Consider the following 25337-nt stretch of genomic DNA (forward strand, 5'->3'; position numbering starts at 1 on the left):
CGCCCCTTTCAGGGGCGTTTCAGCGCGCCACCGCCGAGCAGTACTCCTCGTCCGTCGCCAGCAGGTTCCGGTGTGTGTCCTCGGCCGTGATGACGCCGTCGTCCAGGACGAGGACCCGGTCGGCGGCGTCCAGGAGGGCCGGGCTGCTCGTGATCACGACGGTGGTGCGGCCACGGCGCAGCTGTGCGACACCGCGCGCGATGAGCTGTTCGGTGACCGCGTCCACGGCCGTCGTCGGATCGTGCAGGACCAGGACGTCGCTGTCGGCGGCGAGGGCGCGGGCCAGGGACAGCCGTTGGCGCTGGCCCCCGGAGAGGTTCGCGCCGCGGTCGCGTACGCCGTAGTCCAGGCCGTCGCGGTGGAGGGCGACGACGTCGGTGAGCATGGACGCCTCGACGGCTTCGGGGACCAGCCGGCTGGTGCCCGACGGGTCGATGTTCGTGCGGAGGGTGCCCGCGAAGATCTCCCCGTCGTAGGGGTTCACCAGCAGGTGCTCACGGAGCGCCTCGATCGACAGGTCCGCGACCTCCTGCCCGCCGATCCGCACCACGCCCTCGTACGCGTCCGGCGGGACGTCGGCCGCCAGGATCGCGGCGAGGTCGGCGGCCGCGCGCGGCTGATAGGCGGCGATCGCCACGAACTCACCCGCGGACACCTGGAACTTCAGCCTGCGCAACGACCCGTGGCGCACCCCGTCGATCTCCAGGTCCCCGCCCGCGGCCGGGCGTTCCGGCCCCGGGACCGTCACCGCAGGCGCGTTCAGCACCAGCGCCATCCGCTCGGCGGAGGCGCGGGCGATCATGACGTACTTCGGCATCTCCGAGAAGAGTTTGAGCGGTTCCATGATGAACTGCGCCAGCCCCACGGCCATGACGAGTTCCCCGATGGTGATCCGGCCCTCGAAGGCCAGCCAGCCCGCCGTCAGGGTGACCGCGCCGGCGAGGACCGCGTTGAGGGCCTGTGCGGTGCCCGCGTAGGCGCCGTTGACCTTGGCGACGGTGATCGCCTGGTGCTTCGCCTCCGTGCTGACGTTCCGGTAGGACCGGAAGGCCGCGTGGTTGCCGCCGAAGCCGTGCAGCGGGCGCAGACCGGTGATCAGGTCGGCGACCTTCGCACCCGCGCGCGCCACCCGGGCCTGCTGTTCCCGGGTGCTGGAGCCGATCCGTTTGGACAGCACGCTCAGGACCGACATGATCGCGACGGTTCCCACGATCACCAGCAGGCCGAGCCGGACGTCGGCGAGGCCGAGCGCGACCGCCGCGACGACCACCGCGACCAGCGAGCTGATCAGCAGCGGCACCACCTCGATGATGTCGGCGGTCTGGTCGGCGTCCTCGGTGGCGATGGTCAGCACCTCGCCCGACTTGAGGTCGACGTCCCGGGCCACGGGCTGGAGGCCGCAGGCCGCGATCTTCACCCGCCAGCGGTGTGCCTCGGTGGTGTTGGCCTTCTGCAGGACGCGCATGCCGAACCGCCACGACAGGGACACCGTCGTGATGATCACGGCGAGCGCGGCGATCGACAGGCCGAGCCCGCCGAGGCTCCGGTCCCGCATGGTGTGCTCGACGATCAGGCCGAGCGCGATCGGGAACGCCGTCTCGCCCGCCTGGTAGAGGCCCATCAGGAGGGTGCCGCCGGCCATCGCGCCGAGGTTGCGCCGCAGGGCGGTGCGGAGGATGTCGGACCCCGGGCGGGGCCGCTGCGTGTCAGGAGTTGTCATCGAGGTGGCGGGCAATCGCTTCCGGGGTGCGCAGGGTGAACAGGTCTCGGATCGTGATCACGGGGCCGTACTCGCGGCGGAGCAGCCCGATCAGCCGTACCGCCAGCATGGAGTGCCCTCCGAGGGACACGAAGTCGCTCACCGCGCTCACCTCGTCGTCGTCCAGGTCCAGTGCCTCGGCGAAGAACTCGCACACCACGGTCTCGGTTTCGGTCTCGGGTCCCCGCTCCCCCACCGTGGTCAGCGCGCCCAGCGGCTTGGCCTCCGGCAGTGCCTTCGTGTCAGCCTTCCCGTTCACCGTCAGCGGGATGCCGTCGACCTGGGCGTAGTGCGTCGGCCGCAGGAAGTCCGGCAGCCCGGCGCCCACCTCGGCGGCGACCGACGCCAGGTCGGCGCCGTCCAGCACGAGATAGGCGGCCAGCCGGTACGCCCCGTCGACCTGCGGGTCGGGCTGGGCGACCGCGGCGGCGAACCGCACCGCCGGGTGCGCCGCGAACACGGCCTCCACCTCGCCGAGTTCGACCCGGTGGCCCCGGATCTTGACCTGCTGGTCGGTGCGGCCCAGGTACATGAGGTTGCCGTCGGGCCGGCGGATCACGAGGTCGCCGGTGCGGTACATGCGCTCACCGGGCGCGCCGAACGGGCAGGCGACGAACCGGTGCGCGGTCTGGGCGGGCTGCCCGAGATAGCCGCGTGCGATGCCGATGCCCGCCACGTACAGCTCACCGGGGACCCCGTCCGGCAGCGGCCGCAGCCAGGGGTCGAGGACGTACACGTCGGTGTTGTCGATCGCCACGCCCACCACCGGGTCCTCGCACTCGAACGTGCCGACGCCGAGGGTGTTGATGGTGTACTCGGTGGGCCCGTACAGGTTGTAGCCGACCGTCCCCCCGGTCTCCGCGAGCCGCTGCCACAGCGTCGGGGTGACGGCCTCGCCGCCCAGCAGCACCAGCGCCGGACGCCGCCGCGGGTTGTCGAGCAGGCCCTCGGCGACCAGCTGCTGCGCGTAGGTCGGTGTCACGTTGATGACGTCGATGCCGTGTTCCAGGCAGTACTCGACCAGCCGGGGCGCGTCACGGCGCAGTTCCTCGTCGCAGATGTGCACCTCGTGGCCGTCGGCGAGCCACAGCAGCTCCTCCCACGACATGTCGAACGCGAAGGACACGGTGTGCGCGATCCGGAAGACCCGGTGACCGTGCCGGGCCAGCACCGGCTCGAAGATACGGCGCTGATGGTTGATCAGCATGTTGGTGAGACCGGCGTACTCGGTCACCACGCCCTTGGGCTTCCCGGTCGAGCCGGAGGTGTAGATCGTGTACGCGGGGTGCCGCAGCCGGTCCGGGTCGTCGGGCGCGAACGTCACGAACGGCTCGGCCTCGGGCAGCGGACGGTCGAGTTCGATCAGGTCACCGGTCATACCGGTCAGCCGGGGCGAGACCGCGCTCACGGTGAGGATCACGTCCGGGCGGGCATCCGCGACGATCGCCGCGATCCGCTCGTCCGGGTGGTCCAGCTCCAGCGGCACGTACGCGGCTCCCACGCGCAGCACGGCGAACAGGGCCACGATCGAGTCCAGGGAGCGCGGAATCGCGAGGCCCACGGTCGTCTCGGGGCCGATGCCGCGCCGCGCGAGCACCCCGGCCACCGCGCGGCTGCGGTCCCTGAGCCCCGCGAAGGTCAGCGTCGAACCGTCGGCGACGAGCGCGACCCGCTCCGGGTCACGGTCCGCCGCCCGGTCGAACCGGTCGACGACGGTGTCCGTGCCGATGTCGGTGCGCTCGCCCCGCGAGGGCTGCGGCCCGAGTCCCCGCAGCGCTCCGACCGGTCCCGTCGCCCGGGCCAGGTCGTCGAGGACGCGCAGGTAGTCGTCGAGGAGACGGCGGGCGCCCTCGGTGTCGCCGTCGCGGTGCTCCAGTTTGACCGTGAGCCGGTCGCCGGGCGTGACGACCCAGGTGAACGGATAGTGGGTGGAGTCGTCGGCCTTCACCGAGGTGATGCCGTGCCGTGCGTTCATCTCGGCGAACGCGTCCAGGTCCAGGAAGTTCTGCAGCACGAACAGGTTGTCGAACAGGGTGTCGTGCCCGCCGGCCCGCTGGATCTCGCCGAGCCCCAGGTGCTCGTGCTCCATCGCCTCGACCCTGGCCGTCTGTACGGCCGACAGGTACGCGCGGACCGTGTCGTCCGGCCGGGCCCGGGTCCACATCGGCACGGTGTTGAGCAGCACGCCGACGATGTCCGAGAGTCCCTCGCCCTCACGGCCGGAGACGGTCACCCCGAACACCGCGTCGCTGCGGCCCGTGCGGGCGCCCAGCAGGAGGCCGAACGCGCCGGTCAGCACGGAGTTCAGCGTGACGCCGTGCGTCCTTGCCGCTTCCCGCAGCAGTTCCGACTCCTCGGCGGTCAGGGTGTGCACGAGCGCGTCCGGCAGGTCGTCCGAGAGGGCCGGCGCCGGTCCGGCGAGCAGCGTCGGGCCGGGCAGACCGGCCAGGTGCTCCGTCCAGAAGCGTTCCGACACGGCGCTGTCCCTGGCGTCGAGCGCCCTGGCGTACTCCTCGAAGCTGGGCGTCGCCGGGACCGGGGCCGGCGACTCGCCCGCCACGACGGCCTCGTAGGCGTCGAACAGGTCGCGCAGCACGATCTCGCGGGACCAGCCGTCCCACAGCAGCAGGTGGTAGCTGAACAGCAGGCCGTCGCGGTCGTCGGGCAGCCGCACCACGGTCAGCCGGATCAGCGGCGGCTCACCGGGGTCGAATCCCGTGTCGCGGTCCCGGGCGCGCAGGGCCTCGACCTCCGCGTCCGTGGCCAGTTCGACCGAGCGGACGTCGACCCGCCGGCCCGCCTTGAGGACCTGCACCGGGTTTCCGTCGTCGTCGGTGGTGAAGCCGGCGCCCACGACCGGGTGCCGTGCGATCACGTAGGCCATCGCCGCGGCGAGCGCGTCCGTGTCCAGGCGCCGGTCGAAGGTGAACCAGCTCTGCGCGACGTAGTGTCCGGCGGAACCCGCCATCTGCGCCTGGAAGAACAGGCCCCGTTGGAGGGGGGTGACCGGTGCCGTGCGCTCGGCCGTGGCCGCGGTGTCCGCGATGTGCTCCAGGGCGCTGCGCCAGTGGTCGGTGATCGCGTCGGGGATGCCTTCGGCGAGCGTGAAGGCCGCGTGCAGGCTTCCGGTGGCCTCGTCGAGCCACGCGTTCACCTCCACGGCGTACCGGCCGCCCTCGTCGCCGCCCGTGAGGTGCACCGCCTGGGACTCACTGCCCCGGCCCAGGTAGTTGAACAGCACCTGCGGGCGGGCCTGCAGCAGCGGGGCCGTCTGCGGGTTGAGGTACCGGAGCTGGCCGTACGCGACGTGCGCCCGCTCGTCGGGCTGGCGTTCGACGACCTCGCGCGCGGCGGCGACCGGGTCGGTGTGCGCGGTGAGCCGTACGGGGGCGATGGAGGTGAACCAGCCCACCGTACGGGTGTAGTCGTGGTGCTCCAGGACCGGGACCCGGCCGTGCCGCTCCAGCTCGATCGCGAGATCGGTGGGCGACGGCTGGACACGGGTCAGTGCTGAGCGCAGCGCGCCGCACAGCAACTCGGTGAGGCCGACGCCGAGCGCGGTGGGCGCGGTGCGCGTCACGCGGTCGGTCACGTCGGGCGCGAGGACGACGGTCGTCTCCCGGAGCGCCTCGACGGCGGGGAGCAGCGGGGGCGCCTGGAGCGTGGTGGTCCAGTGTCCGAGGCCGTCGATGGCGTGGGCGGAGTCGAGCGCGAGTGCTTCGGCGTATTCGGCGTACGACGTGGTGGCGGGCGCCGGTGACTCCCCGCGCAGGGCGGTCGCCAGGTCGTCCAGCAGGATCAGCCAGGACACCGAGTCGACGGCGAGGTGGTGCACGGTGACCACCAGGGTCCGGCTCGGCTCCAGCCACGAGAACGCGACGACGTCCCCCGCCTCGGGATCGAGCCGCCCGGCGGCCTCGTTCGCCGCCGTCGTCGCTTCGGTCGTGTCCGGCCGTACGACGGTGACCTCGCGGGCGGGTTCGGTACGGAGTGCCCAGACCCCGTGTTCGACACGCAGCCGCAGCCGGAGAGCCGCGTGCGCGGCCACGACCGTGCGCGCGGCGCGCTCGACGTCGGCGAACCCGGTGCCCTCGGGGGCCACCAGCGTCCGGGCCTGGGCGAACCGGGCGAGGGAGCCGCCCAGTTCGCGCCGGCGCAGGATGATCGGCGTCGGCGTCAGCGGGCCGTCCTCGCGGCGGTCGGGCGCGGGGGCCGCCGTGACCTGGGATGCCTGTGCCGCGAGTTGCTCGGCGAGCACGCGCGGGGTTCGGTGCAGGAACACGTCACGGGGCGCGATCCGCAGGCCGAGCGCCCTGGCGCGGTTGATCAGGGTGATGGCGACGATGCTGTCGCCTCCGGCGCGGAAGAAGTCGGTGTCGGGGGTTACCTCGGTTTCCTGCAGCACCTCGGTGAAGATGCCGGTCAGCGCGGCTAGCGCAGTGTCTTCGTCTGCGGGTGCGTCGTGGCTGGGCGCGCCCCGCGGCGGAGCCGCTGATGGACACGGCCCCGCGCCCCTGGGGGGCGCGGTGGCCGCGCCGTCGTTCAATGCCTGGCGGTCCAGTTTGCCGTTCACCGTCAGGGGCAGGGCTTCGAGCGTCAGCACCCGGCCCGGCACCATGTGCACCGGCAGCTTCGCGGACAGCAGGGCGGTGAGGTCGCCGGGCACCCGGCCCACCACGTGGGCCACCAGGTGGTCGCCGCTGTCGGCGACGGTGACGGCCACGTCGACCACCCCGTCGAGCTCTCTGATCGCGGACTCGACCTCGCCCGACTCGATCCGGAATCCCTTGAGTTGGACCTGGTCGTCGGCGCGTCCGGTGAATTCGAGTTCGCCGTCGAGCGTACGGCGGGCGAGGTCGCCCGTGTGGTACATGCGGGAGCCGTCGTCCGTGAACGGGTTCGCCACGAACCGGCTCGCCGTGAGCCCGGACCGGCCCAGGTAGCCGAGCGACACCTGGTCGCCGGCGACGTAGATCGCGCCGACCTTGCCCGGCGGGACGGGCCGGAGACGGTCGTCGAGCAGGTAGGTGACCAGGCCGGGGATCGGGCCGCCGATCGGGCTGATGTCGTCGCCGCCCGTGAAGTCCTCGTCGGTCAGCACCCGGTGGGTGACATGGACGGTGGTCTCGGTGATGCCGTACATGTTGACCAGCTCGGGCGCGGCCGTGCCGTGCCGTTCGACCCAGCCGCGCAGCCGCCCGAGGTCCAGCGCCTCGCCGCCGAAGACGACCCGGCGCAGTGCGGGCAGCGGCTCGCCCGCGTGCCGGTCGGCCTCGATGAACTGGTAGAACGCCGACGGCGTCTGGTTGAGCACGGTCACCGAGCGCTCGCGGACCAAGCGGTGGAAGTCGACCGGGGAACGGGTCAGCCCGTACTCCGGCACGAGCAGTTCACCGCCGTACGCCAGCGCGCCCCACAGCTCCCAGACCGCGAAGTCGAAGGAGAAGGAGTGGAACTGGACCCACACGTCCCGCGGGCCGAAGTCCATGTCCGGCTGGGTGTTGGCGAGCAGGGTCACCACGCTGGAGTGCGGGACGACGACCCCCTTGGGCCGGCCGGTGGAGCCGGACGTGTAGATCACGTACGCGGGATCGTGCCAGCCGGGTTCGGGCACGGGCCCGGCGGCAGTCGGGGTCGGCTCGTCCCCCTGCACCAGCACCCGGGCCGGAACACCCGCCCGGGCCAGCAGTTCCGTGAAGCGGTCGCGCTGCCCGCGGTCCACGAGGACGACCTGCGGGGCGGCGTCCGCGAGGATGTGCTCCAGCCGTTCGTCGGGGTACGCCAGGTCCAGCGGTACGTACGCGCCGCCCGCGCCGACGATGGCGACCAGGGCGACGACCTGCTCGACGGAGCGCGGGACGGCGACCGCGACCCGCTTGCCCGGCGCGACCCCGGCGGCGCGCAGGACCGACGCCAACTGGTTCTTCGCGTCGGCCAGTTCGCCGTAGGTGAGGGAGCGGGTGGTGCCGTCGAGAGCGCACTGGGTGACGGCGGTGGCGGCCGGGTCGCGGCGGGCGGCGGCGTCGAACAGTCCGCCCAGGGTCGTCGGCGTGATGCTCGCGGGGCGCCGCTCGTCGTCCGGCGCGAGGTCGTCGACCAGGGTGTCCGGGTGGGTGAGCAGGCCGGTGAGGGTCCGGGCGAAGGCGTGCAGGATCGACCGGGCGCTCGTCTCCCGGAGCAGCTCACCGTCGTAGATCAGGTTGAAGCGCGCGCGGCCGTCGGGGGTGCGCTCCACCACCAGCGTCAACGGGTAGTGCGGGGCACCCTCGTTGACGATGTCGGAGACGGCCAGGGTGTCGCCGGGCCGCCGCAGCGTGTCCACGTCGGTGGCGACGTCGAACACCACGAGGGTGTCGAACAGCGAGCCGGAGCCGCCGAGGCGGGCGGTCCGCGCCAGTGAGACGTGCTGGTGCGGCAGTACGGCGCTGTGGTGCTCCCGTACCGAGGCGAGCAGGTCGCTCGCGGTGGTGTCGGCGGCCCAGCGGGCGCGTACGGGGATCGTGTTGATGAACAGGCCGACCATGTCCTCGATGCCGGGCAGGTCGAGGTCGCGCCCCGAGACGGTGGAGCCGAACACCACGTCCCTGCCGTGCAGGACGGAGCCCAGGGTCACCGCCCAGGCGCTGTGCACGGCCACGCTGAGCGGCACGCCGGCCGAACGGGCGGCCGCGTCGATGTCGTCCTCCGGCTCCAGGGCGGTGTCCGCGAACCGGTCGGAGGGGGTGTGCCCCTCGGCGACCAGCGAGGGGCCGGACAGTTCGGCGAGCTGCTCGCGCCAGACGCGGTCGCTCTCGTCCTGGTCGCTCTCGGCCAGCCGGCGCACGTAGTCGGGGAAGCCGCCGAGCGGGTGCACGGTCCCCGGCGCGTGGTACTCGGCCAGCAGCGCGCGCAGCATCGGCGGTACCGACCAGCCGTCGGCGATGATGTGGTGCACCGTCTGCACCAGGACGTTCCGGCCGGAGCCGCCGCGGACGAGCGTGTACCGCATCAGCGGGCCGGTGGCCAGGTCGAACCCGGCGCGGCGGTCCCGCTCGGCGTACGCGCGGATCTCGGCGTCGGTGATGCCGGGGCGGTCCAGCGTGCTGAACGGCGCCCGCACCCCGCTCTCCAGGACGGAGACCACCCGGCCGTCGGCGAGGGCCGTGAACCGGGCGGCCAGGTTCGGGTGGAGCGTGAGCAGCCGGGTGGCCGCCGCGGCGAGCCGGTCGGCGTCCACCTCGCCTTCGAGGGTGAGCAGTTGCTGCTCGACGTACGCGCCCGCCGAGTCGTCGTCGAAGACGGAGTGGAAGTACAGGCCCTCCTGCAGCGGGGTCAGCGGCAGGATGTCCCGGAGGTCGGGGCCGTCCAGGGCGTCGACGTCGGCCTGGGTGAGCCGCACCAGGTCGAAGTCGCTGGGCGAGTGGCCGCCCTGGTCGAGCGCGGCGAGTCCGGTCAGTGCGGTCCGGAAGTGGTCGCCGAGGGTCGCGATGTCGTCGTCGGTGAACATCCCCTCGGGCCAGGAGATGGTGGTGACGAGTTCGTACGCGCCGCTCGTGGCGGGTTCGGCGATGGCGTTGAACTCCAGGGGGCGCGGCAGGCGCATACCGGGATCGCGCTTCTCCCCCAACTGTCCTGTGGTGCCGACGAGTTGCCAGTCACCGGGGGCGCCCGCGTCGAAGCGGCCCAGGTAGTTGAAGAGCACCTGGGGCGCGGGCGCGTCGAACTCGGTGTGGGTCAGATGGCGCAGGGCGCCGTAGGACACGCCGTTGTCCGGCACCCGGGCGAGGTCCTCCTTGACCGCCTTGAGCGCGGCGGCCAGGTAGGAGGGCGCGGTGAAGTCGGCGGTGTCCCCGGGGTCCACGGTCACGGGGAACAGGGTGGTGAACCAGCCCACGGTCCTGGACAGTTCGGGCTCGAAGCCGGCCGAGGGCGCCACGAACTGCGCCTCGCGGCCGTGGCCCTCGAGCTCGATGTGGGCGAACGTCTGCCGCTGCCCGAGGTCGCGGCGACGGCGGGCGAGGGCGACGGCGAGCCCGGTCAGCAGCACGTCGTTGACACCGGCGTGGAACTTCGCGGGGATCTCGCCCAGCAGCGCGGCCGTGACCTCGGGACCGACGGAGACCGTCCGTAGCCGCTCGTTCGCGACGGTGTCGGTCCCGGTCAGCGCACGCCTGCCGAGCGGCTGGTCCTCGTCGGGCAGGGGACGCCGGTAGTAGGAGCTGTCCGCGTCGAAGGCGGCGCGTTCCAGCAGTTGGGTCCAGCGCCGGAAGGACGTGCCCGCCCTCGGCAGTTCGACCGGGGTGCCCGCGGCGCGCTGCCGCCACGCCGTGGCCAGGTCGTCCATCAGAATGCGCCAGGAGACTCCGTCGATGACGACGTGATGGGCGACCAGGACCAGTTGGCGTGCCTCGCGGCGCCAGACGGCACGCAGCATCACGCCGCCCGCCGGGTCCAGCGCTTCGGTGGCGAGGGCGACGCACGCGTCGAGCGGCCGGTCGCTCTCCTGCCATCCCGCCACGGCCTGGTCCGCCTCGGGGATCTCGAAGCTCCAGCGGTCGCTGCGCACCAGCCTGGCGCGCAGCATGTCGTGCCGTCGGACCACGGCGGTGAGGATCTCGTCGAGGGCGTCGGCGGTCAGGTCCACGGGGGTGGTCAGCACCAGCGACTGGACGAAGCCGTCGATCGCGTCGGTGGTCTCGCCGAGCCACTGCACGATGGGAGATCCCACGATCGCACCGGTGGCGACATCGCGGTGGTCGACGGTGGAGACGTCCTCGTGGCTCGCCACCGCCGCCAGCGCTCCCACGGAGCTGTGGGTGAAGATCTGCCGTGCCGTGACATGGAGACCGGCCTCGCGCAACGCGCTCAGCAGGGAGATGGCGAGGATGCTGTCTCCGCCGAGCTTGAAGAAGTCCTGGTCGACGCCGACCTCGTCGAGCCGCAGCACGGCGGCGACCGCCGTGCACACCGTCCGTTCGGCCTCGGTGGCGGGCCGGACGAGCGAGCCCGTCCCGATCACGGGCTCGGGGAGGGCGCCCCGGTCGAGCTTGCCGTTCGCGGTGAGCGGGAACTCCGTCATGACGACGACGTGGGCGGGGACCATGTACTCGACCATGTGCTCTGTGGCCCACGCCGTGACGTCGTCCGCGCGCAGGTCCTCGCTCCCGGCGGCCGGGATGACGTACCCCACGAGGTAGGTGCCGCCCGCCGCGTTCTTCTTCGCGACGACACAGGTGTGCCGGACGCCGGGGTGCTCCGCCAGACCGACCTCGACGTCCTCGATCTCCAGCCGCATACCGCGGATCTTGATCTGGTTGTCGGCGCGGCCGAGGAAGTCCAGCGATCCGTCCGGGTTGAAGCGTGCGAGGTCACCGGTCCGGTAGAGCCGGGAGCCGTCCTGCGCGAAGGGGTTCGCGACGAACCGGGAGGCCGTCAGTCCGGGCGCGCCCACATATCCGCGCCCCAGGAGGAAGCCGCCGACGTACAGTTCGCCACCCGCGCCCACCGGGACCGGGCGCAGTTCGTCGTCCAGCACGTACAGCTGGGTGTTCGGGTTGGCCTTGCCGATCGACGTCGACAGGCGCTCGGCCGCGCCCCGGTAGATGACGTGCGAGACGCCGATGGTCGTCTCGGCCGGGCCGTAGCCGTGGTACATGGGGATGTCGAGCCTGGTGCGGAAGCGCTCGTACAGCTCCGGGGTCAGGACCTCGCCGCCGCACCACACGTGCCGCAGGCTGTCCAGTCGTTCCGAGTCGCCCGCGATCTCCAGCAGGACGTCGAGCATGGACGAGACCAGGTAGGTGAAGGTGACCCGCTGCTCGGCGATCACGCTCAGCAGCCGGTGCGGGTCGCGTTCGCCGCCGGGTCGCAGGACGACCAGCCGGCCGCCGGACACCAGCGGCAGGAATATCTCGTTGATGGAGATGTCGAAGGACAGCGGAGCCTTGAACAACGACGCGTCGTCGTGGCCGAAGCGCAGGATCTCGTTCACCTGCCACAGCAGGCGCTCGCTGATCGCCTCGTGCCGGATCATCGCGCCCTTGGGCCGGCCGGTCGAACCCGACGTGAAGATCACGTAGGCGAGGGCGTCGCCGGGGACGGTGACGCCGGTCCCCTCGGTGGGGTGCGCACCGAACCGCCAGTCGCCGAGGTCGACGGCCACGGCGTCCGGTTCGCCCGGGGCGTGTTCGCCCGAGTCGTTCAGCTGCAGGACGACCCGGGCGTCCTCGATGACGACGGCGCGGCGCGCGGCGGGCCACTGCGGGTCGAGCGGTACGAACGCGCATCCCGCCTGAAGCACGGCGAGCAGAGCGACGACCATGTCGGCGGAGCGGCCGAGGGAGATGCCGACGACCTGTTCGGCGGCGAGGCCTCGTTCGAGCAGGTGGTGGGCCAACTGGCTGGACAGCTCGGCTGTCTGACGGTAGGTCAGGGAGCGGTGCTCGTCGACGACGGCGATGGCGTCCGGCCTGGTGCGGGCCTGTTCGCGGAACAGCTCCACGATGGTCGGGCGGGCCCGGTCGGCCCGGTTGTCGTTCCACTCGGCGAGGGTGGCGAGCCGGGCCGCCACGCCGGACGGGCCGACGGTGCCGAGGGGCCGGTCCGGGAAGTCGGCCAGGTCGTCGAGGGTCAGCTGTGCGTCGGCCGGGTCGATACCGTCCGGGACGGTGATGCCGCGCCCGTCTGCTTCGACGTGCCAACCGGCGGGCGCCGCACCGCCGTTGTCGGCCCATCCGAGGACGTCGGCGAACAGGGTGCCGTCGGTGAGGTCGATGCCGTCGGGGCCCAGGCCCGTCGCCCAGTACGACAGCCCGATGGCACATGCTTCGGCGATGGTTTTGTCGGAGTAGTCGCCGATGCGCCGGCGTACACCGGTCAGGCGTTCGGGGGACAGCAGTACGAGACGAGCGCTCGGTTCCATCGACGACTCAACGCCCCTTCTGAGCATGGAAGTTGACTCACATCACTTCGGGCCGTCTGGCTCGGGGTTGCTCAACTGCCCTCTCGCCAGGCCCGCCACAGTCGTGCGTAACGGCCGCCCAGGGCCACCAACTCGTCGTGCGTGCCCTGTTCGACCACGCGTCCCGCGTCCAGTACGGCGATCCGGTCCGCCGCCATCGCCTGGGTGAGCCGGTGCGCCACGAACAGGGTGGTCCGCCCGGAGCATGCGGCCCGTACGGCCCGCTCCAGTTCGGCGGCGCCCTCGCTGCCCGCCTCCGCGGTCGACTCGTCGAGCACGACGACCGGCGAGCGGGCCAGCACCAGCCGGGCGAGGGCGAGTTGGGCGACCTTGGTGACGTCGAGGCGCTCGCCGCCCTCACCGACCGGGGTGTTCAGGCCGTCGGGCAGCGCCTTTGCCCACGCGCCCGCGCCGACCGTGCGCAACGCGCCCAGCAGTTCGGCGTCGGTGGCTTCCGGCGCGGCCAGCCGCAGGTCGTCGGCGAGCGGCCCGGAGAACACGTGCGTCTCCTGGGTCAGGATGCTCACCAAAGCCCGCGCTCCGGCCTCGTCCAGACCGGCGAGATCGGTCGGCCCGATGCGCACCGACCCGGAGGTCGGGGTCCCGATGCCCGCGACCAGCGCGGCCAGGGTCGTCTTGCCCGCGCCCGTCGCCCCCACCAGGGCGAGCGAACCGCCGGCCGGGATCGTCAGGTCGACGTCCCTGAGGACCGGTTCGTCGCCGCCGGGATAGACGAACGTCAGTCCCTTCACCGTCACCGGCAGGGGCGCGGGATCCGCCGGTGCGACGGCGGGATCGCCCACCAGCCGGCCCTCCGCGGCCTCCCCCAGCACTCCGACCAGCCGGGTCAGGCTCGCACCCGACTTCTGCGCCTCGTCGAAGGTGAACATGATCAGGCCCAGCGGGGTGAACAGCCGGTGGAACAGCAGCGGCGCCGCGGACACCTCGCCGAGGGTGGCGGCGTCCGCCTCCAGCAGGCCGTATCCCACCAGGAGGATCAGGACCAGCCCGATGAACTCGGCGCGGTTCTCCCGGCCGACGAACCGGCCGAAGAACCGGAACACCTCGATGCCCAGCTCGCGCACCCGCCACGACTCGCTGGTGACCTTCTCGCGGAAGGACTCCTCCAGGCGGTACGCCCGGACCGTGTCGATCCCGTTCAGGCCGCTGATCAGCGCCTGTGCACGGTCGGCCTGGGCCACCCGCTGCTTCTGGTAGAGGGGGGCGGAGCGGGGCAGATACCAGCGCAGGGCCAGCGCGTACGCGGGGAGGGCGGCGGCGCCCGCGAGGCCCAGCCGCCAGTCCAGTCCGAACATGCCGGCCGTGGCGATGGTGACCAGCACTCCCGCCGAGAACACCGTGGGTACGGCCGTACGGATGCCCTTGGAGACGACGGCCACGTCGTCACCGACCCGGGAGAGCACGTCTCCCCGGCCGACCTGCTCGATCCGGGCGCTCGGCATCCCCAGCACCGCGCGGACGGCGCCTTCGCGGAGCCGCGCGAGGAGATCCGCGCCGAGCCGCCCGATCAGATAGGTCGACACCGCGGTGGCCGCCGCGCCGAGCAGGGCGGCGGCCCCGATCAGCACGCCGACGGTGACGAGGATCGAGCGTGACTCGCCCTCGACCACTCCGTCGACGACGCGGCCGAGCAGGAGCACGGGGAGCACCTGGAGCGCCGCCCCGGCCACCGTGGTGAGCACGGTGGCCGCGGTCAGCCAGGGCACCTCGCGGCAGTGCGTCGCGACCCACCGGGTGGCCTCGCGTCCGGACGCCGTACGCAGGGTCGCGGGGGCCGCGGGGGCCACACGTGTGTCGGTCGACATCGATTATCCGGCCGCCGCTTCGACGAGCTCGTCGACGGCGTACGGCATCGACAGCAGGGTGCCCTGGGAGATGGCCGCGCCGACCGCCGGGCCCTCGCTGTCCAGCAGGTAGGAGACGTTGCCCTTCTTCACGGCGTCCAGGTTGGCGAACAGCTTGAACTTCTTCAGCGCGTCCGTGTCGGCCTGGTCGTTGATGACGAAGATGTGGTCGACGTCGACCAGGTCGACGCGCTCGGGCGAGAGCTTGGTGTAGAAGCTGCCGTCCGCGATCTTGTCGATCTCGGTCTGGTATGTGAAGCCGATGCCGGTCACGAGCCGTCCGCGGACGTCGGTGGAGGCGAACGGCGCGACGGAGTTCTCGTACCAGGACAGCACCACGGCGGTCCGGTCGGCGAACTCGGGGTGCGCCTGCTTGCCCGCGTCGAGCTTGCCCTCGATGTCGTCGACCATCTTCTCGCCCTCCTCGGCCTTGCCGAGTGCCTTGGCGATCTGGAGCGCGTTGTCCTGCCAGGGCGCGCTGAACGGCTCCTTCTCCGCCTTGGTACGGCCCACCGTCGGCGCGATCTTGGAGAGCTTGTCGTAGGCGGCCTGGTCGACCTCGGAGTAGACCGCGATGATCAGGTCCGGGCGAAGGGCGGCGATCTTCTCGTAGTTGGGGCCGGAGTCACCGTTCTTCATGATGACCTCGGGCTTGGTGTCTCCCCACTTGTCCTTGACCCACGGCCACTGGGTGTTGATGTCGGGGCTCTGGCCCTCGGGGTTCGGGTACTGGTCGACCATGCCGACCGGCTTGATGCCGAACGCCAGGACGGTCTGGTCGTCGGTGTAGCCGACGGTGACGACCCGCTCGGGGGCCTTCTTGACCGTCGTGCTTCCGAAGGCGTGCTCCACGGTGACCGGGAAGGCGCCGGCCGCGGTGGTCGAGGTGGCGTCGCCCGCCTTGTCGGCCGAGTCCGAGTCGGAACCGCACCCCGCGAGGAGGCCGACGCCGAGAGCCGCGGCGGACAGGGTCGCCGAGAGCCGCCGCCACGGCTTCCTGCGCGTCGTTCTGTGGAGGAGCATCCGTCAATCCCCTTGCTGTTCGCGCTGTCCGGTGCGCCCCGGGTAAGGGCAGGCAAACCGTACCGCACGGCAGTAAGGTTAGCCTAGCCTAACTTACCCAACTTTGTTGGCATCTAGTCGAGTTGGACGTGCGTACGTCCGATCGGGACGATGAGCGGCCGGTCACCCACCGGATCGTCGATCACCTGGGCACGCAGTCCGAACGCCTCGTGCAGCAGCTCGGCCGTGATGACGTCACGCGGGTGTCCCCGCGCCAGGATCGACCCGGACCGCATCACGACGAGGTGGTCGCTGTAGCGCGCGGCCAGGTTGAGGTCGTGCAGCACCATGACCACGGTGCACCCCGACGCCTGAAGGTCGCTCACCAGGTCGAGCACGTCGATCGCGTGCGCCAGGTCCAGGTACGTGGTGGGCTCGTCGAGCAGCAGCAGGTCGGTGCCCTGGGCCAGGGTCATCGAGATCCAGACGCGCTGACGCTGTCCGCCGGACAGTGTGTCGACCGCGCGGTCGGCCAGGTCGGACACCCCGGTCATGGCGAGCGCGCGCTCCACCACGCCGGCGTCGTCCGAGGACCACTGCCGCAGCCAGCTCTGGTGCGGATGGCGGCCCCTGGCGACCAGGTCGGACACGGTCAGGCCCTCCGGCGCGACCGGCGCCTGCGGCAGCAGGCCGAGCTTCTTCGCCACGTCCCTGGTCCGCAGTCCTGCGATGTCCTCGCCGTCCAGCACGACCGTCCCGCCGGACGGCTTGAGCAGCCGCGCCAGGGTCCTCAACAGGGTCGACTTCCCACAGCCGTTGGGGCCGATGATCGTGGTGATCACACCGGGCGGTATCGCCACGTCGAGATCCTCGATGACGGTCCGGGCGCCGTACCCGACCGTGACACCCCTGGCTGCCAGCCGCTCCGGCGAGGCTGTATCGGTCCCGGACTCGACGCCGGTGATGGACTGCACGACCACAAGGCCCCCTTGTTCAGGCTTACCTAACTTAGTGTCAGCTATCTGCGGTTCGCCCGCACCAGCAGATATACGAGGAAGGGGCCGCCGATCGCGGCGGTGACCACGCCGACCGGGAGACTGGCGGGCAGTGCCGTACGCGCGAGAAGGTCCGAGCCGATCAGCAGGAGGGCGCCCACCATCCCGGAGGCCGGCATCGGCGGCGTCGGGGACCGCGTCAGACGCATCGCCACCTGCGGCGCCACCAGCGCGACGAACGGGACCGGGCCCGCCGCGCTCACCGCCACGCCGGCCAGCAGGACCGCGCACAGCAGGAGGGCCGCACGCACCGCCGAGAAGCGGACGCCCAGTCCCGCGGCGACGTCGTCGCCGAGGTGCATCGGCTTGAACTGGAACGAGACGCAGGCCACCACGACCAGCAGGGCGAGTGTGCCCCAGAGGGCGATCCACACCTCGTCCCACGACCGGTTGTCCAGCGAGCCGACCAGCCAGGCCTGGGCCTGGGCCACGTCCCTGATGTCGGCGGTGACCAGCAGCCAGGTCGTGATCGCCTCCATCACGGCGCTCACCGAGATACCGATGAGGATCAGCCGGAAGCCGTCGATCCCGCGCCGCCACGCCAGGAAGTACACCAGCAGCCCGGTGCCGAGACCGCCGGCGAGCGCGGCCGCGGACACTCCCACGGAGTCGACGATCGCCGTCGCGGTCCCGCCCGACACCGTCACCAAGAACACCGCGGTGGCGCCGGCGCCCCCGGTGATCCCCAGGATGTCCGGGCTGGCCAGCGGATTGCGCGCGATGGACTGCGTGATCGCCCCGGACACACCGAGCGCGATGCCCACGACGACCCCGGCGAGGGCGCGCGGCATCCGCAGATCCATGATCACGAACTCGTCGACCTGCTCGCCCCGGCCGAGGATCGTGGCGATCACCCGGGGCAGGCTGATGGGGAAGTCCCCGACGCCGATGGACAGGCAGAACACCAGGAAGGTGACCGCCGCCAGCAGCAGGGTGACGAGGACGAGCCAGGGCCGCCAGACGAACGACACCTGTCCGAGCCTGAGGCCCGGCGCCACCGATGGCTTCACGTCCGTCCCGTTCATGCGTTCTTGAACTTTCCGAGCCACACCAGCCCCGCGAAGAACGGCGCGCCGAGGAGGGCGACGAGGACACCCGCGTCCAGCTCCCCCGGACGCACCACCAGGCGGCCCACGATGTCGCAGACCAGCAGGACGACGGCACCGAGCAGACCCGCGTACGGCACCAGCCAGCGGTAGTCCGGTCCGGTCAGGTACCGGGCCACGTGGGCCACCATCAGCCCGAGGAACGCGATGGGGCCGCAGGCCGCGGTCGCCGCGCCCGCCAGCAGGGTGATGGCGGCGATGCCGATCGTCCGGCTGAGCGCGATGTTCACGCCCAGTGCGCGCGCCACGTCCTCGCCGAGGTTCAGCAGGTTGACGGTGGGCAGGGTGGTCAGCGCCAGCACGAGGCCGACCACGATGAACGCGGTCACCGGCCAGATGACGTCGAAGCCGACCCCGGCAACCGAGCCCGCGTTCCAGAACCGGAGGGCGTTCAGCGACTTCTGGTCCGACAGCGCGACCGCGGTGGTCATCGCGGCGAGGAACACGGTGACGCCCTGCCCGGCCAGCGCGAGGGTCAGGGGATTGCCGGCGCCGCGGCCGATGCTCGCCAACCCGAACACGACGACACCGGCGACCGCCGCCCCCAGGAAGGCGAACCAGACGTACTGGAACGGGTTGGAGAACCCGAACACGGCGATCGCCGTCACCACGGCGAACGACGCGCCGGAGTTCACCCCCAGCAGGCCGGTGTCGGCGATGGGGTTGCGGGTGTACCCCTGGATCAGCGCCCCGCCGACGCCCAGGGCGACGCCCGCGACGATCGCGAGCACCGTCCGGGGCACGCGTACGGTCTGCACGATGAGCCTGATCTCCGTGAGCCGCCGGTCGGCGTCGGGCCCCGCGAACAGCCCGTGCCACACCTCGGCGGGACTCAACGCGCGCGCCCCCACCGCCAACGACACCACCCCCGCCGCGACGAGGACGGCCACCAACACACCGAGACCCACAACTCGCCTGTGACGGGCATGAGTTGGGGCCTCGGGCGTGGGTCGCTCCACTGCAGTCGTGCCCATGTCGACGTACGTTATCCCTTTGATCGGACTAGCGGGCGGTGCTGCTGGTTCCGTCGGTGACCGCGCGGGCCTCGTCGGAGGCGGGCTTCAGGCCCCGGCCGAGGAGCGAGTCGAGGATCTCGCCGACCCTGATGGCGGTGTTGGACAGCAGCGCCGAGGTTATGCCGTGCGTGTGCTCCGTACCGCCCTGGAGATAGATGCCGCAGCGCAGGCCGGGGTCCGTCGCGATGCGGTAGTCGCGCTCGACGCGGACGCGGCCCTCGTCGTCGCGCAGGCAGCGGTCCGCGACCTCGCCGAGCAGCGCGACGGGGTCGGCGGGGCTGTAGCCGGTGGCGAAGACCACGACGTCCGCGTCCAGGAGGGTCTTCTCCCCGGTGACGAGGGAGGTGACGGTCGCCCGCACCAAGCCCTGCGCGTCCTTGACCTCCGTGAGCCGGGAGACGTTGAGGAAGCGCAGCCGCTCGCTGCCGAGGACCTTCTCCTGGTACATCTGCCGGTACAGGTCGTCGATCAGGTCGATGTCCACCACGGAGTAGTTGGTGTTGCCGTGGTAGTCCATCAGCCGGCGTTTGACGTCCTCCGGCGCGGTGAAGAACTCGTCGACGGCCTCGGGGTCGAAGATCCGGTTGGCGAAGCTGCTGTCGTCGGCGGGGCTGTAGCCGTAGCGGGAGAAGACGGCGCAGACCTCGGCCTGCGGGAAGCGCCGGTGGAGGTAGGCGACGTTCTCGGCGGCACTCTGGCCGGCGCCCACGACGACGAAGCGGGAGGGCGAGTCGCCGTCCAACCCGTCGACTTTCGCCAGGAGTTCGGAGTTGTGCCAGACCCGCTCGGAGCGCTCCACGCCCTCCGGCATGAGGGGACGCAGTCCGGTGCCGATGACGAGGTTGCGCGCGCGGTGGACCGCGAGCCCCTCCCCCGACCGGACCGTCACGTCCAGGTGGTCCACGACGCCGTCGCGGACGACGGGCATGACGCCGACGACCTCATGGCCGTAGGAGACCATGTCGTCGACCTTGCCGGCGGCCCACTCGAAGTAGTCGTGGAACTCCACGCGCAGCGGGAAGAGGTTCTTGTGGTTGATGAAGTCGATCAGCCGTCCCCGGCTCTGGAGGTAGCACAGGAAGCTGTACTCGCTGGCCGGGTTGCGGAGCGTCACCAGGTCCTTGAGGAAGGACACCTGCATGGTCGCGTCGTCGATGAGCATGCCTCGGTGCCAGCCGAAGCGCGGCTGCTGCTCGAAGAAGTGGGCGGTGACCGCTTCCTCGCCGTCGACGCGTGCGTTGTGCTCGCTGAGCGCGATCGCCATGGCCACGTTGGACGGCCCGAAGCCGATACCTATGAGGTCGTGGATCAAAGGGGCGTCGCCAGGACGAGCCTGTGCCATGTCACTCCCATCGTGCGGGCGGCCGCCCTGCGGGGCAGGCGGCCGTCGGTCGAGCATCGGGAAGTACGGAAGCCGGGCACGCCGAAGAGCCGCGGCCCGGAACTTAGGTAAGGCTAAGCTCATCCTGTGAAGCGTGTCCATAGAACAATTCGGACAGTCGGAGCATGAGTGCCCGTCAATCCGCCCCCAAACGGGCCCCGTTGACCACTTAGGTAAGCCTTGCTTTACTGGCCAGGCCCAACCCCTGCCCTGAGGAGGAACTCCATGCGGGTCGTCATGTTCGGTTACCAGACCTGGGGGCACCGCACCCTGCAAGCCCTCCTGGACTCCGAGCACGACGTGGTCCTCGTCGTCACCCACCCCAAGAGCGATCACGCGTACGAGAAGATCTGGAGCGACTCGGTCGCCGACCTCGCCGAGGAGAACGGCGTACCGGTCGTCATCCGCAACCGCCCTGACGACGACGAGCTGTTCGAGCGCCTCAAGGAGGCCGACCCGGACATCATCGTGGCCAACAACTGGCGTACGTGGATCCCCCCGCGCATCTTCGACCTGCCGCGGCGCGGCACGCTGAACGTGCACGACTCGCTGCTGCCGAAGTACGCCGGCTTCTCCCCGCTGATCTGGGCGCTCATCAACGGCGAGCCCGAAGTGGGCGTCACCGCACACATGATGAACGACGAACTCGACGCCGGCGACATCGTGCGGCAGGAAGCGGTACCGGTCGGGCCGACGGACACCGCCACCGACCTCTTCCACAAGACCGTCGACCTCATCGCCCCGGTGACCATCGGCGCACTCGGCCTGATCGCCTCCGGGCAGACGGAGTTCACCAAGCAGGACCGCTCCCGGGCGAGCTTCTTCCACAAGCGGTCCATCGAGGACAGCCGTATCGACTGGAGCTGGCCGGCCGAGGACCTGGAGCGCCTGATCCGCGCCCAGTCCGAGCCGTACCCCAGCGCGTTCACCTTCCACCGGGGCAAGCGGCTCGAGGTCCTGGCCGCCGTCGTCTCCGAGGGGCGTTACGGCGGCACGCCCGGCCGTGTCTTCTACCGCGAGGGCGACGGCGTGGTGATCGTCGCCGGAGCCGACGCCCGCACCGGCCGCAACCACGGCCTGGCCCTCACGCGCGTCCGCACCGAGGACGGCCGCGAGCTGCCCGCGGCCGAGTACTTCACCTCCATGGGCGGCTATCTGACCAACCGCCCCTGACCCTGCACACGGCGAGCGCGGTCACCCATTCCCGCGAGTCCTTGCGCGGCCAGGCGAGCCACACGGTGGCGCAGGTCAGCAGGTGTGCGGATGCCATGGCGGTGAGGGTGGTCACGTACGGCCGCGCACCGCCGTCATCCAGCAGTCCGGCGCTGATCGGCGGCACCCAGCCCCCCGGTGTCACGGAGACCTCGACGACCGCGCCGACGGGCGTCCGTTCCGGTAGCCCGTACAACAGCCGGCCCAGATCCTGTTCGGTCGCGGCGTCGGCGAGCCGGTATCCGATCCGCCAGGCGTCCGTTTCCGCTGCTGCTCCGCCGCCCGAAGGAGAACTCGCCTCGACGACCAGGGCCCGTGTCGGCTTCCCCCACGTGTCGTGCACGGCCCACGGCACCAGCCAGGGTCCCGCGACGAGCAGAACGGCCGCGGTGAACACGGGCGCCACCCTGAGATGTTCCCTGAAGCGCTCGCCGCCCGACCCGTAGGGCCGGCCGGAGGGCACCAAGGGTGCCGCGAACAAGGAGACGAACCCACAGCCGACCGAGGCCGCTCCCCACGGCCCGCCGCGTCCCCCGAGGAGCAGGGCCGCCGGAGCGACGATCAGCGACCAGCCCATCACGCCGGCCAGCAGCCCTTTGTCCCTCCTGGGGACGGCGTGCGCGTTCGGCCGCGCACGGGTCACTCCGTCTCCCCGGGGTCCGTGCCGGTGTCGTGCAGTGAGCGGCTGATCTCGTCGAGCTTGTCGAGTCCCGCCTGAACGGCCTCCAGTTCGTGTTCGAGCGGGGTGAGATCGCCCGCGCCCATGGCGGCGTCGCCGGCGGCATGGAGGGAGACCAGCAGGGAACCGCGGTCGGCGGCGGCCTCCAGCCGCAGCACGGTCGACTCCAGTGTGGCGATGAGGACCTCGCGCAGTCCCGCCAGGCGTTCGAGGGAGGCGGCCCGTTCCCCGATCGCGCGGGCGGAGGCCTCCTTGGCCTCCTTCACCGCTCCCCGCAGCGCCGCGGCCTCCTTCTCCAGCCGGCGCTGGTTGCGCCGTAGCGCCCTGTGGTCGGTGCCGTCGGTGGCGGCGTCGATGACCCGGACGGCCTCGGCCCGGGCACGGAGTTCGTCGGCCGCGGCACGGACGAAGGTGACGGCCGTGGTGAGCGCCTCGGTCAGGGTGGGGGCGGTGCTGTCGCGCCGGTGGCGGTCGAGCTTGCCGGCGGCGGCCGATGCGCGCTCCAGCCAGCGCTGGGCGTCGGCGGGTACCCCGGGCCCGGCGGGGTCCGTCCGGGCGGACTCCGACCGGGCGGCGTCGGACCGGGCGGTGTCGGACCGTACGGCCCCGGGCGGTCGCCCCGGATCGGCATCGGGCCGGCGGGTCATGCGGTCGGTGACCGTGTGGACCGTCCAGACCAGCAGGCCGATGCCGGCGCCGGCGGGCAGGGCCGCGGCGGGCGCGGCCCCTGCCAGGAGGGCGGCCACGGCGCCGGCCGCGCCCAGCAGCGTGGTCGCGGCTGCGACCGGGAGGTGTCTGCCGTTCATCGTGTGCTCACCGCTTCCCGGCCTTCCCCGACGGGCGGGTTGTCACGGCCGTGTCGTCGCGAGGGCCCGGCAAGGACCGGCTGGGCCGGCAAGGGCCTGGCAGGGGCTAGAAGTTGCTGATGACGGAGACCATCACCTTGTCGATGACGGCGGGATCGCGGGCGTCGTACGAGGTGGCCTTGGTGGCCGCGGAGATCTCGCTGAGGGTGTCGAAGTCGGCCTGACCGCTGAAGGCCACGGTGAAGACCCGTACCGAGCGCTCCAGTTGGGTGGCGTCGATATCGCTCAGCAGGGCGTCGAGGTCGTTGTCGGCCGGGTATTCGTTCCTGCCGTCGGTCAGCACCACCACCGCGTTGATGCGGCTGGTGTCGAGATCGGAGAGGGCTGCTTGCTGGGCGGCGCGCACCGTGGTGTAAAGGGCCGTACCGCCCTCGGCGCTCAGCCCGTTGATGGCGTCGGCGAGCCGGTCCTTGCCGTCCCCGACGGGTTTCGGCGCCAGGATCTGCCGGTACGGCTCGGGATGGTCGTCGGTCTCGGTGGAGAAGGCCCAGAGCCCGACCTCGTCGTCCGGGTGGAACTGTCCGAGGCTGTTCACGGCCGCCTTCTTCGCGGCCTCCAGCCGGCTCTGGCCGCTGCCGGCGGACTGGTTCATGGAACCGGAGACATCCATCACCAGCAGCACCCGGGCCTTCTTGCGCAACTCGTCCCAGCTGTCGAGGACCGCGCCGAGCACCTCGGGAGCGGGCGGGTCGATGAGGGACAGCTTCTGTCCGCCCCCGTCGGGCAGGCTCACCGAGTCGGCGAGTTCGCGCCCGGCGTTGCCCTCGTGGTCACGGAAGCCGAAGTGCTGGAAGCGGCGCTGCTGTGCGGGTTCGAGCAGGAAGGCGCGGAAGTCGGCGGCCGCGGCCCGCTGTTCCTTGCTCGCCGAGGGCAGCACCACGAAGGGATGGTCGAGCATGAGGGTGCCGTCCGCCGGGTGCACGGCCACCAGCGGCACCTTCGGCTTGCGCCCCTTGCCGAGCTTGTCCACCTCACCGGTGGGGCTGCCCTGGTTGTACAGGTGGATCAGCTGCTCCTGGACCGTGACGGCGCTGGCGTAGGACAGGGACTGTCCCTCGGCGTCGGCCTCGGCGAGGTTGGCCATGTAGGCGGTCGCGTCGGAGCCGTAGTGCAGCACGCCGGCCTCGACTCCCGCCACGAACTCCCGGGCCTTGGCGTCCTTGACCTGGTCGAGGGTGAGGTCGCTGGAGCGGCCGGTGGCGGCGTAGAAGGCGGCCACGGTGGCCGCGAGGCCCGAGGTGGAGGTGTGCGGGTTGTCCTTGCCCAGGGAGAAGCGGCCCCACTCGGGATGGCCGAGGGAGCCCCAGCCCTTCTCGGTCAGCGACAGCACGTCCCGCCAGCCGATCTTCTTCTGCGGCCATCCCAGCGCCTCGGCCATGGGGCGGGGCATGGCGATGGCCAGTGGGCTGGTGGCCAGGGAGACGGGCTCGTCCCCGGTGAGGACGGTACGGTCCGAGGCGGTCCCCTCCTCGGTGAGCAATGTCAGCCACAGCGACGAGGTCGGCGTCCACGCCTGCGGCTCGGGCGCGCCGTCGCGCTTCTCGTTCCAGCCCTGCGCCAGCGCGTCCATGGCGACGCCCGAACTCGTCTCGGACACCGACACCCGGGCGCATCCGCCGTCCGTCAACTCACGCCCCGAGGCGTTGTACTTCTTGGCCAGTTCGGCGAGCAGATCGCCCTTCTCCGTGGAGGAGTTCACCTCCAGCCGGACGTCGCAGTCCGGCCCGGACCCCCCAGAGAACTGAAGGGTCGTCAGAACCGTGGCCAGTACGGCCGCCAGTCCCACTCCCGTCGCCACAAGAAGCGGCATCCTGCGCGCCCCCTGCCCACCCGTACGTCTGTTCATCGCCACCCCCGGAATCACACACCGTCAGCCGACGCGGGGACGGAACGGCGCGGACATGACCAGCCGTCCCCAAGTCCCTTGCAGGCACCCGCACTTGCTCATCCTGTGCATGACTGACGTACAGGGACGGGCCTTCGGTTGCAAGACATGGAGGAGTGGAGTCCGATCATGACGTCCACAGCCCACTTGTTCCGCACAACGGGTTCCTACGCTGCCGTCGCACCGTCCACCGAGCGCGGGGAGTCGTCCATGGCACTGATCGTCGCCGCCGCAACGCCGTTCCACGGCCATGTCCAGCCCGTCCTGACCGTCGTGTCGGACCTGGTGCGGCGCGGGCACGAAGTCGTCGTGCTGACCGGGAGCCGGTTCGCCGAGCAGGTGGGGGCCGCCGGTGCCCTTCATGTGACGCTGCCGCCCGCCGCGGACTTCGACGACCGGCAGCTGGACCTGTACTTCCCCGATCGGTCCGCCGTCCCGACAGGGCCGGCGCAGTTGGAGTACGACTTGGCTTGCTCCCCCGCCTAGGGCGTGTTTCGAAAGTAGCGTCGTCCGCCCGTAGGGCGGGCCCGGCGGCGTCTGGTGCGTGCGATCGCAAGGCGGAGGGTCGCCCC

13 protein-coding genes are annotated in these 25337 nt (G+C 71.5%); 2 read left to right on the top strand and 11 right to left on the bottom strand.

Annotation, left to right across the window (positions count from 1 at the left end):
- Positions 1-19 precede the first annotated feature (19 nt).
- The 8 genes from ACLZN2_RS43870 to ACLZN2_RS43905 form a co-directional block, all read right to left on the bottom strand.
- A complete protein-coding gene (locus ACLZN2_RS43870; protein ID WP_416985397.1) occupies positions 20-1720 on the bottom strand; it encodes an ABC transporter ATP-binding protein in 1701 nt (566 codons plus the stop codon).
- Positions 1707-12659: an amino acid adenylation domain-containing protein gene (locus ACLZN2_RS43875; RefSeq protein ID WP_416985398.1), complete on the bottom strand. Its 10953-nt coding sequence runs from the start codon at positions 12657-12659 to the stop codon at positions 1707-1709. Before ACLZN2_RS43875 ends, ACLZN2_RS43870 begins: the two co-directional genes overlap by 14 nt.
- Before the next feature lie 71 nt (positions 12660-12730).
- The gene (locus ACLZN2_RS43880) at positions 12731-14524 is read right to left on the bottom strand and encodes an ABC transporter ATP-binding protein (RefSeq protein ID WP_416985399.1); all 1794 of its coding nucleotides are present in this window, start codon (positions 14522-14524) and stop codon (positions 12731-12733) included.
- 3 nt (positions 14525-14527) lie between these two features.
- Positions 14528-15586 (bottom strand): iron-siderophore ABC transporter substrate-binding protein, encoded by a 1059-nt coding sequence (locus ACLZN2_RS43885; protein ID WP_416985400.1) that lies wholly within the window; start codon positions 15584-15586, stop codon positions 14528-14530.
- A gap of 113 nt (positions 15587-15699) precedes the next feature.
- Entirely contained in the window at positions 15700-16545 is an 846-nt protein-coding gene (locus tag ACLZN2_RS43890) for an ABC transporter ATP-binding protein (protein ID WP_416985401.1), read from the bottom strand.
- A 38-nt stretch (positions 16546-16583) separates the two neighbouring features.
- Positions 16584-17645, bottom strand: a complete 1062-nt coding sequence (locus ACLZN2_RS43895; protein WP_416985402.1) for a FecCD family ABC transporter permease — start codon at positions 17643-17645, stop codon at positions 16584-16586.
- On the bottom strand, positions 17642-18700 hold the full coding sequence (locus ACLZN2_RS43900; RefSeq protein WP_416985404.1) for a FecCD family ABC transporter permease: 1059 nt from the start codon (positions 18698-18700) through the stop codon (positions 17642-17644). Before ACLZN2_RS43900 ends, ACLZN2_RS43895 begins: the two co-directional genes overlap by 4 nt.
- A 28-nt stretch (positions 18701-18728) precedes the next feature.
- On the bottom strand, positions 18729-20084 hold the full coding sequence (locus ACLZN2_RS43905; RefSeq protein WP_416985406.1) for a lysine N(6)-hydroxylase/L-ornithine N(5)-oxygenase family protein: 1356 nt from the start codon (positions 20082-20084) through the stop codon (positions 18729-18731).
- Positions 20085-20348: 264 nt separating this feature from the next.
- Between ACLZN2_RS43905 and ACLZN2_RS43910 the strand changes: the two genes are divergently transcribed.
- Positions 20349-21296, top strand: coding sequence for a methionyl-tRNA formyltransferase (locus ACLZN2_RS43910; RefSeq protein WP_416985407.1), 948 nt, complete (start codon positions 20349-20351; stop codon positions 21294-21296).
- Here the strand turns inward: ACLZN2_RS43910 and ACLZN2_RS43915 are convergent.
- The 3 genes from ACLZN2_RS43915 to ACLZN2_RS43925 form a co-directional block, all read right to left on the bottom strand.
- Complete coding sequence (locus ACLZN2_RS43915) at positions 21259-21978, bottom strand: hypothetical protein (protein WP_416985408.1); 720 nt, start codon at positions 21976-21978, stop codon at positions 21259-21261. The two genes, ACLZN2_RS43910 and ACLZN2_RS43915, sit on opposite strands and share 38 nt — an antisense overlap.
- Positions 21975-22820 carry a hypothetical protein gene (locus ACLZN2_RS43920; RefSeq protein ID WP_416985409.1) on the bottom strand — a complete coding sequence of 282 codons (846 nt, stop codon included), beginning with the start codon at positions 22818-22820 and terminating at the stop codon, positions 21975-21977. Before ACLZN2_RS43920 ends, ACLZN2_RS43915 begins: the two co-directional genes overlap by 4 nt.
- 106 nt (positions 22821-22926) lie before the next feature.
- Positions 22927-24690: a substrate-binding domain-containing protein gene (locus tag ACLZN2_RS43925; protein WP_416985410.1), complete on the bottom strand. Its 1764-nt coding sequence runs from the start codon at positions 24688-24690 to the stop codon at positions 22927-22929.
- 204 nt (positions 24691-24894) lie between these two features.
- Between ACLZN2_RS43925 and ACLZN2_RS43930 the strand changes: the two genes are divergently transcribed.
- Positions 24895-25251 (top strand): hypothetical protein, encoded by a 357-nt coding sequence (locus ACLZN2_RS43930; protein ID WP_416985411.1) that lies wholly within the window; start codon positions 24895-24897, stop codon positions 25249-25251.
- Positions 25252-25337: the final 86 nt, after the last annotated feature.

It is taken from the genome of Streptomyces sp. T028, assembly GCF_048159505.1.
In the GTDB taxonomy this organism is placed as follows: domain Bacteria; phylum Actinomycetota; class Actinomycetes; order Streptomycetales; family Streptomycetaceae; genus Streptomyces.

Excerpts from the sequence above, each read along its gene's own strand:
- ACLZN2_RS43920 (WP_416985409.1), bottom strand. The coding sequence starts at position 22,820 with ATGAACGGCAGACACCTCCCGGTCGCAGCCGCGACCACGCTGCTGGGC.
- ACLZN2_RS43885 (WP_416985400.1), bottom strand. The coding sequence starts at position 15,586 with ATGCTCCTCCACAGAACGACGCGCAGGAAGCCGTGGCGGCGGCTCTCG.
- ACLZN2_RS43900 (WP_416985404.1), bottom strand. The coding sequence starts at position 18,700 with ATGGGCACGACTGCAGTGGAGCGACCCACGCCCGAGGCCCCAACTCAT.
- ACLZN2_RS43895 (WP_416985402.1), bottom strand. The coding sequence starts at position 17,645 with ATGAACGGGACGGACGTGAAGCCATCGGTGGCGCCGGGCCTCAGGCTC.
- ACLZN2_RS43925 (WP_416985410.1), bottom strand. The coding sequence starts at position 24,690 with ATGCCGCTTCTTGTGGCGACGGGAGTGGGACTGGCGGCCGTACTGGCC.
- ACLZN2_RS43930 (WP_416985411.1), top strand. The coding sequence starts at position 24,895 with ATGACGTCCACAGCCCACTTGTTCCGCACAACGGGTTCCTACGCTGCC.
- ACLZN2_RS43875 (WP_416985398.1), bottom strand. The coding sequence starts at position 12,659 with ATGGAACCGAGCGCTCGTCTCGTACTGCTGTCCCCCGAACGCCTGACC.
- ACLZN2_RS43880 (WP_416985399.1), bottom strand. The coding sequence starts at position 14,524 with ATGTCGACCGACACACGTGTGGCCCCCGCGGCCCCCGCGACCCTGCGT.
- ACLZN2_RS43910 (WP_416985407.1), top strand. The coding sequence starts at position 20,349 with ATGCGGGTCGTCATGTTCGGTTACCAGACCTGGGGGCACCGCACCCTG.
- ACLZN2_RS43870 (WP_416985397.1), bottom strand. The coding sequence starts at position 1,720 with ATGACAACTCCTGACACGCAGCGGCCCCGCCCGGGGTCCGACATCCTC.
- ACLZN2_RS43905 (WP_416985406.1), bottom strand. The coding sequence starts at position 20,084 with ATGGCACAGGCTCGTCCTGGCGACGCCCCTTTGATCCACGACCTCATA.